Annotated in this window: 7 protein-coding genes and 1 tRNA gene; 6 read left to right on the top strand and 2 right to left on the bottom strand. The window is 57.6% G+C overall.

Going from position 1 to position 10000, the window contains the following annotated elements; all coding sequences use genetic code 11:
- Together tsaD and LDL37_RS16205 are read right to left on the bottom strand one after the other, a co-directional pair.
- Nucleotides 1-919: tRNA (adenosine(37)-N6)-threonylcarbamoyltransferase complex transferase subunit TsaD (gene tsaD, locus LDL37_RS16210; protein ID WP_290799919.1), on the bottom strand; the 919-nt coding region annotated here is incomplete at its 3' end.
- A 193-nt stretch (nt 920-1112) separates the two neighbouring features.
- Nucleotides 1113-3272, bottom strand: a complete 2160-nt coding sequence (locus LDL37_RS16205; protein ID WP_290799916.1) for an SEC-C metal-binding domain-containing protein — start codon at nt 3270-3272, stop codon at nt 1113-1115.
- A 196-nt stretch (nt 3273-3468) separates the two neighbouring features.
- On the opposite strand from LDL37_RS16205, the gene hemC reads away from it, so the two are divergent.
- From hemC to LDL37_RS16175, 6 genes are all read left to right on the top strand, one after another.
- Nucleotides 3469-4419, top strand: coding sequence for a hydroxymethylbilane synthase (hemC, locus tag LDL37_RS16200; protein WP_290799914.1), 951 nt, complete (start codon nt 3469-3471; stop codon nt 4417-4419).
- Nucleotides 4416-5102 carry a uroporphyrinogen-III synthase gene (locus LDL37_RS16195; protein ID WP_290799913.1) on the top strand — a complete coding sequence of 229 codons (687 nt, stop codon included), beginning with the start codon at nt 4416-4418 and terminating at the stop codon, nt 5100-5102. The genes hemC and LDL37_RS16195 overlap by 4 nt, the downstream gene beginning before the upstream one ends.
- Nucleotides 5103-5118: 16 nt before the next feature.
- Nucleotides 5119-6093 (top strand): hypothetical protein, encoded by a 975-nt coding sequence (locus LDL37_RS16190; RefSeq protein WP_290799911.1) that lies wholly within the window; start codon nt 5119-5121, stop codon nt 6091-6093.
- The gene (locus tag LDL37_RS16185; RefSeq protein ID WP_290799909.1) at nt 6090-7637 is read left to right on the top strand and encodes a heme biosynthesis HemY N-terminal domain-containing protein; all 1548 of its coding nucleotides are present in this window, start codon (nt 6090-6092) and stop codon (nt 7635-7637) included. Before LDL37_RS16190 ends, LDL37_RS16185 begins: the two co-directional genes overlap by 4 nt.
- Before the next feature lie 100 nt (nt 7638-7737).
- A tRNA-Thr gene (locus tag LDL37_RS16180) sits at nt 7738-7813 on the top strand.
- Between the two features lie 187 nt (nt 7814-8000).
- On the top strand, nt 8001-9455 hold the full coding sequence (locus tag LDL37_RS16175) for an ATP-binding protein (RefSeq protein WP_290799907.1): 1455 nt from the start codon (nt 8001-8003) through the stop codon (nt 9453-9455).
- Nucleotides 9456-10000: the final 545 nt, after the last annotated feature.

Genomic DNA, 10000 nt, shown 5'->3' with positions numbered 1-10000 from the left:
GGGCGACAAATTCAAACCCCTCCTTTTGCGCCAGTGCCGACAGCTCAGACCGCACGGTTTTGTTGGCCGCCACGCCGCCCGCAACGACAAAGGCCGGTCTATCCCCCCCATGTTCAGTCTTAAAGGCGCGCATGGCGCGGGCGGAACGTTCGACAAGTTGCCGCGCAATCGCCGCCTGCACCGAGGCGCACAGATCGGCGCGATCCTGCGGTGTCTTCACCTGCTCCATGGCGATCTTGGCGGCGGCAGTTTTCAGCCCCGAATAGGAAAAATCGCAATCCTTGCGCCCCAAAAGCGCGCGCGGCAGGCTAAAGCGCGTGGCATCGCCCTTCGCCGCCTCGGCCTCCAGCGCCGGGCCGCCGGGATAGCCCAGCCCCAGAGTCTTGGCGATCTTGTCGAAGGCCTCGCCCGCCGCATCGTCGATCGTGGTCCCCAGACGCTCATAATCGCCGACGCCGCGCACGTGCAGCAACTGACAATGGCCACCGGAAACCAGCAGCAGTAGGAAGGGAAACGGCACATCGTGGGTCAGGCGCACGGACAGGGCATGGCCTTCGAGGTGATTGACCCCGATCAGCGGCAAACCGCGCGACAGCGCAAAGCCCTTGGCGAAGCTTAAGCCCACCATCACCCCGCCGATCAGGCCCGGCCCAGCCGTGGCCGCCACCGCGTCGATTGCGTCCACCCCGACGCCTTTTTCGGCGGCCTGCGACAGCGCCAGCCGCGCCAGATCGTCTATGGTTTCGACGTGGCTGCGCGCGGCGATTTCGGGCACGACTCCGCCATAGACGGCGTGCTTGACCACCTGAGAATGGATGACCGAAGACAGGACTTCGACCGCGCCGTCATCGCCCCGCCGCACCACGGCAACCGCGGTTTCGTCACAGCTCGATTCGACACCCAGAACGCAAAGAGACATTACATATCCTTATCTCTCGCTGCCTTGCGGAGAGAGGGGTTACCTGAAAAGGCCAAATGGCCGCAGGTCAAGGGGCTTGCAAGCCGCAGGGCGAAATTTTAGGAATTAAATAAGGCGGCGGTTCATTCAATAACGCTGAAAACATACTCTGGGAGAGTTCAAATAACTTTTCCATTACATGTATAAAATGTCACTACCTAAACCGATTCAAGCAACACTTTTTGTATTTTCTTCCACTGCCGCAGTGGCAAGGATTGTTTCGGCCTAATTTTCCGGTAGGCCTTAAATGCTGTAATAGCTCGGCTTTGGTTGTAGCTTTCGGCAGCGTCTTTATGAATTGCTCCATAGGCTCGCTATACTGCCAAGGGTATTCCACTCTGGCGCAAAGCGCCAACTGTCCGTCTGGGTAATATATGATGCCGTACCAGCTGTCGGCTTTGGTTGAATATTTTCGCGTTTCACAATGACGTTCCAGTTTCGCTATGACTTCATCGCTCAGGCCTTGAACGCAATGAACAGTAATGCCCGAACTGCCTTCCTTAAATGACATTGTGAAGTCATGTGATCCGCCGCTGTCTCTGGCCATAGCCGTGAGTTTTTCGATGGATAAACTGAGTGTGGCGATTGTGTTTTCGCTCAGTTCCAAGAGCAACAGGCCTAGGTCTGTCATTTCCTTTGAGGCGCTTCGTTCAAGCTGATCAACTAATTGACCCACAACCGAAGTTCTAAATCGCGTCAATATGCCGTCTGGCGTCCGTTTGCCCTGCAATCCATCGCGGCGCACGCTCATGGCGCTATCAAGATCTGCCGCCATGTCATCGCCAAGCATGATCATGTCATACTCGGAGTTGCCATAATGTAGATTGCGCTGAATGTGATCGGAAAGCAGCGTTAGTTCGTGGCTGACCATGAGTTTATGGCCGAACTGAGCGCGAAGATTGAAATAGCTTAATACCCGTAACGGTGTCTCAAGCATTTCCGCGATTACGTCCAGCGCGAACACATCTGTGACCAAAGGCGGCGCTATTATGTCTGTCGTGGTGGCTTGCAAAAATTGCCGCGCTTGAAAATCTAAAGCGGGGTAATGGTCGGCAACGATGCACAACGGGTATATTTGAACCAAAGGTACAGGAAGTTGAATTTCTACACCATCGCCACCGTAAAGTTTGCAATTACCTGCCAGTAGGGCCTTTGCGCAATCAAAGGCTTGATCATAGCTGTCTTGTACGGCCTTCTTAAAATCATCTTTGATTTGTAGATCGTTCCCTTTTTTTGACTCCATTGTTAGCCGTTTTGATTTTGCTTGAACGAGTATGGCCCTTCCGCCAAACAAGACCAGCACATCTATTTCGCCGCGCTCTTTTCCCTTCTGTTCCTCGACATGGACGTTGGCGAAAACATGCTTTTCCCCAAACACTTTTCGAAGACAATCGTAAGCGAAATCTTCCGTGAATTGCCCTCGGTTGTGAAAGGCTTTGGTTTTATAATTGCGATCTTCACACATCCAGTAGATAGGGGCCTCATACAGAGCCGCTACCAAACTATATTCTTGAAAATTCAGATATGTTTTTTCATCAATCTGAATTATGGGCGTGGCGACTAAGCCATTAAAATCATGGAGTGATTTGAATGTTTCGTTTCGATATTTTGGGGAAACTGAGAATGCATCCAATACAGATTGGACGATTTTAACGTCGATGTCGGCTTCTTCACTTAATTGCTCGGAAGTGAAGACGAATGCGGGAAGCTGCATTGTTTCAAATTTTCCGGCATTTTGTTCGTTGTAACTATATACTGAACTTTGGATTTTGTTTTGTAAGGCTCCAAGTGACTTAATGACCTGTTGAGCAATTTTTATATCAAAACCTTTATTCGTCAGCAGCCAGTCGGCATCGCGATCATATTTCCGCAAAGCCATATCGCGGTACTGAAATGCGTAGGCGGATTCCGGACCATAAAAAATTGGCTCGCGAAGTGATGGGCCAGATGCGAACGGCTTGAACCCATCAATTTGGATGTTTTCTGGGTTAAAATCTTTGATCCATGGCGCCATCATCGAATGATGAAGTTCGTTCAGTAGCTCTTCTGTCTTGGTGATGTAGATCTGCAATATTTCTTGGGTTGGCAAACTGTAATCAATGTCGGCCTTACACATGAGGCCTATGATCGTTGAAATTTCCGTCCGAATTAATCTGTTTGGGCCATATAGCTTTGACATGTCATATGGTGTAATTTGTTTTTTATAAACAATAAGATTGTCTCTAAAACAAAAATACGCAATAGCATGTGCATATCCGGCTGACGTACATAGCACTACCAGTTCATCAAATATTTCCTGTTCGGAGCGTTCCACCGCTTTTCCTCAAAATTGATCCTCGCGAATTTTCAATCAAAGATAATAACGCATGCCTGAGCACTCGTACAGTCACTCACAAAAACAACCAAAAATTGACAGTTTGCGGCTGTAGCCAAATGGCCGCAGGTCAAGGGGCTTGCAAGCCGCAGGGCGAAATTTTAGGGAAGAGACATAGCAACCCGAAGGCTAAGTTATGACTCCACTTCTGAAAATCGGTACGCGCGGTTCGCGGCTGGCCACCACCCAATGCGGCTGGGTTCAGCGTCAGATGGTCACCGCGCTGGGTCACGACCCGGCCCTGTCTCATGAGGTTGCGCCGCTGGTCATCATCACCACGCAGGGCGACCGCATTCAGGACCGCCGCCTGATCGAAGCCGGCGGCAAGCAGTTGTTCACCAAGGAGATCGAGGACGCGCTTCTGAATGGCGACGTCGATGTCGCCGTCCATTCGCTGAAAGACATGCCTGCCGAAGATATTCCCGGTCTTAGCCTGTGCGCCTTTCCGGTGCGCGAAGACCCGCGCGACGCCTTTGTGTCGATCAACTACCGCACCCTCGAAGACCTGCCGCAAGGGGCCAAGCTCGGCACGGCCTCGCTGCGGCGGCAGGCGCAGGCCCTGGCCGTGCGGCCGGACCTTGAGGTCGTCATGCTGCGCGGCAATGTCGATACGCGCCTGTCGAAGCTGGAGGCCGGGCATTGCGACGCCATCCTGCTGGCGGCGGCGGGCCTGAAACGCATGGGGCTTGAGGCGCATATCAAGTCCTATATCGACCCCGACCTGTTCCCCTGTGCCCCCGGCCAAGGCGCGCTGGCCGTGCAATGCCGCACCGCCGACCTCGATCAGGCGTGGATCAGGCGCCTGCACCACGTCGAAACGCATTTGCAAATTTCGGCCGAACGCGGCGCGCTGGTGGCGCTCGAAGCCTCGTGCCGCACGGCTGTCGGGGCCTATGCGAAGATCGAAGGCGACGCGCTCACCCTGTTTGTTGAGGCCCTGACCGCCGATGGCCGCACGCGCTGGCAAAGGCGCGAAACGATCAGCGCGCCTACGGTCGAATCGGCGCACGCTCTGGGCCTGCGTCTGGGGCAATCCATCCGTGATGAGGCCGGCGACCGCCTGATCCAGTATCAGGCGCAGGCGTGAACCCGCCCCTGATCTGGGTAACGCGAACGGAGCCACAGGCCAGCGTCACGGCGCAGGCGCTGCGGGCGCGCGGTTTTGAGGTGATCAATGACCCGCTGCTTGAGGTCGAACCCTTAAGCCCCGACATCGACGTGGCGCGTTTCGCCCATATCATTGCCACCTCGATCAATGGCCTGAAAGCCTTTACGCGCCAGTACGCGACGCGGCATCAGACGGTGTGGGCCGTCGGCGACGCCACCGCCCGCGAAGCGCGTGAGGCCGGTTTCCATACCGTGCATAGCGCCAGCGGCGATGTCGAAGACCTGATCCGCCTGCTGAAAGCTGAGACCCCGCAAGGCCCCCTCCTCTACCCGCAACCCGAAACCCCGGCGCGTGACCTGAGTACCGCCCTGTCGGGGTTCGACCTGCACCCGGTCCTCTTCTATCGCACCGTGGTGCGCGACGCCCCCGACGCCAGAGCGCAGATGGCGGCGATCACCCATATCCTGCTCTATTCACCGCGCGGGGCGCAGGCCTGCGCGCCCTATCTGAGCGGCGTGACAGCGCGTGTCCTCTGCATCTCGGAGGCCACCGCCCAACGCTTGCGCGAACACCTCAATTTCACTGGAAATTTACCCTCTGCGGGCCTAAACATAGAGGTAGCGGCCTCTCCGGATGAAGAGGCCCTGTTCGCCAGGCTCTAAAACCCCACGGACCGCCATGACCGACGACTTCGCCCCGAACCCGATCCCCGCTGCGGCGGAGCCGGAAAAGACCCGTTGGGGGCGCGGCCCGCTGATCATCGCCTTTGCCTTTCCCATCGTCTTCGTGCTGCTGGCGCTGGGGGTGCTGGGGTTTGCGGTCTATAAGGAGCACCTGAGCGCCCCGCAAAAGACCGTGGCCGACTATCTCGACCCCGCGGCGGTGGCCAAGGACAGCGAAAAAGACTCCGAAATCGCACGTCTGACCGCCGAACTGAACGCCCTGCGCGTGCGTCAGGCGCAGGCATCTGTCGAAACGCCGCAAACGCCCACCTATGCCGACCCGACGGCGCTCAACCGCCTGTCTGAGCGCCTTGATCGCCTTGAGGCCAATCAGCGCCTGCTGATTCAGGCCGCCGCAGCGGCCACCTCGGCGTCGGGCCTGCAACAGGCGGCGAAGGGCTCTCAGCCGTTTCTTTCCGAACTGGCGGACGTTGAAAAGAGCCTGACCGATACGGTGATGGTCGCACCGCTGCGGCCTCTGGCGCAAAAGGGCGTGCCCAGCGAAATCGGGCTGGCGCTCAGCTTCCCGGCCTACGCCGCCAAGGCGCGCACCGCCGCCAGCGCCAAAACCGACGACAGCTTCCTGACGCGCCTGACCAATGCCCTCAGCGGCCTGATCAGCATACGCCGCATCGACGGCGCGGCGCGCGGCCCGGATGCCCTGCTGCTTCAGGCGCAGGGCCGTCTGGATCAGGGCGATCTTAACGGTGCGCTGACGGTCCTCTCCACCCTGCCCCCGGCCTCGCAAGCCGCGCTCAAGCCGTGGATGACCGATGCGCGCAACCGCGTGCTGGTCGATACCACCACCCGCCGCATCACGGTCGAGGCCTTGAGCCGCCTCAGTCAGGCCAATTACAGCACGGCCAATGGCGCCGACGCCACGGCGGGCAGCGGGGCCGCCGTCGCGCCTCAGCCGGAGACTGGCCTGTGATCCGCACGCTTCTGATTTTCCTCAGCATCATGGCCCTGATCGCCGTGGCCTTTGCCGCCGCCGGTGACCCCGGCACGGCCACCCTGATCTGGCTTGGCTACCGCATCGACACCCCGGCGGCCGCTGCCGTTATCGTTATAGGCCTGCTGGCCTTTGCGGCGGTGTGCTTCTGGAACCTCGTCCTGTGGATGTCGCGCGCCCCGCAGCGCGCCGAACGCCAGCGCGCCGCCGCCCGTCGCCGTCAGGGCGAAGAGACCCTCACGCGCGGCTTTATCGCCGTCGTGTCCGGCGATGGGGCCGAAGCGCGCCGTCAGGCAATCAAGGCCGTGGATGTGCACGACAATGTGGCATTGGTGCGCATCCTCAACGCGCTGGCGGCTGAAACCGCCCATGACCCGGTCGCCACGCGCGCCGCCTGGACGGCTATGCTGAGCGTGCCGGAACTGAAACTCGCCGGCCTGCGCGGCCTGATGACCCTCGCCATCTCCGAAGGCGACCGCGCCGAGGCCATCCGTCTGGCCGGTGAAGGCTATAACCAGCCCAAACCCGCCATGTGGGCCTTCAAGACCCTGTTCGAAGCGCGCTCGACCGCCGGCGAATGGGCCGAAGCGCTCGATCTGGTCGAAGGGGCGCTGAACCGCAAGCTGGTTTCGCCGCTGTTTGCCGAACGGGCGCGCGCCGCCCTGATGGCCGCCTCGGCCGCGCATCTGGAAACCGCGCCTGAGGCGCAGATCCGCGAACAGGCGCTCGATTACGCCGTGCGCGCCGCCAAGCTTCAGCCCATGTTCGCGCCCGGTGCCGTCATTGCCGCGCGTCTGCTGAGCGCGCATAACAAGCTGGGCCGCGCCGAAGACGTTCTGGAGGCCGCCTATGCCGCTCAGCCGCACCCGGCCATCTGGCTGGCCTATCGCGACCTGGTGAACGATGAGACGCCGAAGGACCGCGCGCGCCGTCTGCAAGGGCTGATCGACCGCAACCCGCAGCACCGCGAAAGCCGCCTGCTGGAGGTCGAACGCGCTGTCCTCAGCGGCTTGCGCGCCGATATCGACCGCGCCACGGCGGCGCTTGAGGACGAACTGACCGAGGAGCGCCTGACGCGCCGCCTGTGCGGCCTGATGGCCAAGGCGGCTCTGGCCGTGCAGGACGTGGACGGGGCGCGCGGCTGGGTCGCCAAGGCCTCGCTGGCCAGGGCCGAGCCCGACTGGTCCGACCTTGACCCGGAAGGCAAGGCCTTTGCCTATACGCCGTCCGACTGGACGACGCTGGTCCTGACCTATGCCGAAACGGGGGCTTTGGCGCACCCGCGCCATGAACGCGCCGAAAAGGGCCTGCCCGACGTTCCTGACATGCCGACGCGCTATGTGCCGTCCATGCCCTTCGTCAAGGCGGCGCAGAAAAAGTCAGGCCCAGCGCCCCTGCCCGACAATCTGGCCCTCAGCCCGGACGGATACGACGCGGCCATTGCCGGACACGACCTCGATGAGGCCGAAGTCGCCCCGCCAGCCCCCAAACCCCGCGCTCGCAAGACAAAACCCACAAAATAATTGCCAATGTGGGCGCTTTGGGCCCTTGCCAAACCGCTATGGGAGCCTGTAAACAGCGCTCTCCGAACCGGGGCGGGCGATTATGCGCCTGCATCAAAGTGCCGCTTTAGCTCAGCCGGTAGAGCACCTCATTCGTAATGAGGGGGTCAGGTGTTCGAGTCACCTAAGCGGCACCACTACTTTTACTTTAAAATCAAATGCTTGCATAATAGCGACTATTGCTTCGAGAAGCCCCTTCGAACTTCCGGGGCACAGATGGGGCACATCTGTGCAGGTCGGTCGCCCCCTATGCATCGATAAACTCTTTTGCTTCTCTCTGTAGAGGGCTAAGACGTGCAAACCTATCTGACGCATGGACTCACTATGACCGACGCGAGAACTCTGGCGCTTATTGATGACGTTCTCGCGTTAGGCGCGGAAACATCTTGGACTGAGTTCAAAGAAAACAACGCTGACCCCGAAGGCATGGGAAAGCGTATTTCTGCCATTTCGAACGCTGCGAGGCTCGCTGATAAGCATTTTGGCTACATGCTTTGGGGCGTGCGCGACGAAGATCGCGCACTCGTGGGCACAACCTTCCGCCCCTCGGCCGCTAAAGTGGGAAATCAGCCTCTCGAATTTTGGCTCTCACAACGCTTAAGCCCGGATTTGCCTATCGTTTTTAAAGAGGTGGAGCATACGGGACGCAATATAGTGCTCCTAGAGATACCTGCGGCAACAACAGCACCAATCGAGTTTGATCGCACTGCATATATCCGAATAGGCAGCGCCACCCCGTCTCTATCTGACCACCCAGAAAGGCAGCGCGCCCTATGGGCAAAGCTTCAACCATATGTTTGGGAAAGCGGTCTGGCAGCTCAGTTTATCACTGCGGACACGGTGCTGAGCTTATTGGACTACGTTAGCCTCTTCGAATTGACTGGCCAAACGCTACCCGACAATCGTGCCGGCATTTTTGATAGGCTTGAGGCCGAGCGCCTTATTATGCGCGACGTAGGTGATCGCTGGAATATTACCAACTTAGGTGCCATTTTATTTGCGAAAGATTTGGACCAGTTCGATTCCCGCTTAGCCCGGAAGGCCGTTCGTTTCGTGGCCTACGAGGGCAATAATCGTGCAGACATGGTCAGCAAAAGACAGGACGGCAGAAAAGGGTACGCATCCGGATTTAAGGGGCTAATTGACTACGTTTCAGGGCTGCTTCCGGAGAATGAGCATATTGGCAAGGCGTTCCGCACTGAAACGGTCATGTACCCGCCAATTGCTATTCGAGAGCTTGTTGCCAATGCTCTAATTCATCAGGACATGTCCATTACAGGTACGGGTCCCCTGATCGAATTATTTAAAGATCGGCTCGAAATTACCAATCCAGGTCAGCCGCTAATTGCCCCGGAGAGGTTTATCGATTCCCCGCCCCGCTCCCGTAACGAGGCTCTCGCTGCTTTCATGCGGCGCATGAAAATATGCGAGGAACAAGGCACCGGAATCGACAAAGTTGTCGCCTCTGTTGAATTGTATCAACTTCCCCCTCCTGACTTTCGAGTTGAGGGGGAAGCAATGCGTTGCGTATTGTTCGCCCCAAGACGATTTAGCGCGATGTCTCCGGATGAACGCATCCGTGCGTGTTATCAACATGCGGTGTTAAAGTTCATCAGCGGGGACATTATGAAAAACGCCTCCCTGCGTGAGCGGTTTGGGATTGAGCCTCAAAATTCAGCGCAGGTTTCTCAAGTCATAAGCGCAACGTTGGCGCGTGGAAGAATTAGAGCGGCAGATCCGGATCGACCCAAGTCAGGGTACGTCCCTTGGTGGGCTTAAGCTAACATTTGAGTGGGATTTGATTGTCGCCGCAACCAAAACAAACCGTAGTCAATTTTTTATTGACGTTTCAATGACTTATTGAAACAAAAACAAGAAAAAAGATTTGAGCGGGATTTGATTGCTCCGCATTTTCGCTAACGTTCCCTATTGCCATCAAAGCAAATAGCTTAGCATTCACTTCCCTGAGGGATGGCATGCATTTTAGCCAAGAGCAAATAGAGGATATGTTTGCCGGACTGGCTGAGGTCCGGCCCAAATTTCGTGCGCTGCAAGAGCGAATTGTCCTTCGTCAGTTTGAAACAGACGGAGCCAGAGAGCACGCAGATCACGGGCTGTGTCGTAGACTCGGTGTGCTAACCAGATGCGTCGAGCAGGTGTTTACCCTACTCCCACCGCACGTAGCTGAGGTCCCTGAGAAAGACACCACGCAGGACGCTATAATCAACATCCAATCTTTCATACTGAACGCTTTTGGATGTTGCGAGAATATTGCCTGGATTTGGGTCCATGAAAGGAACATCAGACGACCGGACGGAACGCCA

This window comes from Asticcacaulis sp. (assembly GCF_020217185.1).
Classification (GTDB): Bacteria; Pseudomonadota; Alphaproteobacteria; order Caulobacterales; family Caulobacteraceae; genus Asticcacaulis.
This window is presented reverse-complemented; position numbering and strand designations above follow the sequence as displayed.

What these genes read in the sequence shown, in the direction of transcription:
- hemC (WP_290799914.1), top strand. Translation starts at nt 3,469, where the DNA reads ATGACTCCACTTCTGAAAATCGGTACGCGCGGTTCGCGGCTGGCCACC.
- LDL37_RS16190 (WP_290799911.1), top strand. Translation starts at nt 5,119, where the DNA reads ATGACCGACGACTTCGCCCCGAACCCGATCCCCGCTGCGGCGGAGCCG.
- LDL37_RS16175 (WP_290799907.1), top strand. Translation starts at nt 8,001, where the DNA reads ATGACCGACGCGAGAACTCTGGCGCTTATTGATGACGTTCTCGCGTTA.